The sequence below is a fragment of the Snodgrassella gandavensis genome, from assembly GCF_914768025.1.
Classification (GTDB): Bacteria; Pseudomonadota; Gammaproteobacteria; order Burkholderiales; family Neisseriaceae; genus Snodgrassella; species Snodgrassella gandavensis.
The window spans coordinates 1-845 of record NZ_CAJZCE010000037.1 but is presented as its reverse complement, the minus strand read 5'-3'; the positions used below and the strand labels follow the sequence as shown (position 1 = coordinate 845).

At 56.4% G+C, this 845-nt stretch carries 1 protein-coding gene; it reads left to right on the top strand.

Features of this window, described 5'->3' with window-relative positions:
* Positions 1 to 845: hemagglutinin repeat-containing protein (locus MJ764_RS11350; RefSeq protein WP_239327125.1), on the top strand; the 845-nt coding region annotated here is incomplete at both ends.

Below are 845 nucleotides of genomic sequence, written 5' to 3'. Positions count from 1 at the left end.
TCAGCGCAACTGTCTGATACCGAAAAATTCACCGGCTACATGAGCAGCAAAGACCAATACAACAGCAACAACGTCGAACAAATACGCAGCCAGGTAGGCAGCCTCAACGGCAACGTCAACATCATTGCCGGCGAACACTACACCCAGCAAGTAGCCGACATCATCGCTGCCAACAACCTCAACATCATCGCCAAAGACATCACCGTCCTCGATGATGCCAACCACGGCAGCGCCCACCAAAGCAGCAAAGACCTCAAAATCGGCAACTTCACCAAAGTCAGCTCCCCCCTCATCGACCTGGCCAACGCTGCCGACACCCTGCGCCAGAGCAAAGCCGACGACCGCACCAAAGCCCTGCAAACCATGGCCGCCCTTGGCCAGGGCTACATGGCCTACAGCACCGGCAAAAACATCCAAGATGCCAGCCTGATCAAAATCGAAAGCGGCATCGGCTTCAAAAGCAGCAAAAGCCAGCAGGACAGCAGCTACCGCCTGTCACAGGCAAACCAGCTTACCGCCGGTGGCAACATCAACCTCATCAGCCGCGAAGGCGACATCCGCCTGCAAAACACCCAGGCCAACGCCAAAGACAGCATCAACCTCAACTCAGCCCGCGACATCATCCTCGAAGCTGGCCACAACCAACAGAAAGCAGATGGCAAAAACAGCAGCGCTGGCCTGAGCGTAGGCGTCGGTGCCTCAATCGGCGCCCAAACCGGCATCTACGTCTATGGCGAAGCCGGCGTCAGCAGCGGCAAAAACCATCTGGATGCCAGAACCCACAGCCAGACCACCTTACAATCAGACAAACTCAGCCTAACCAGCAAAGGCAACACCACCCTGAT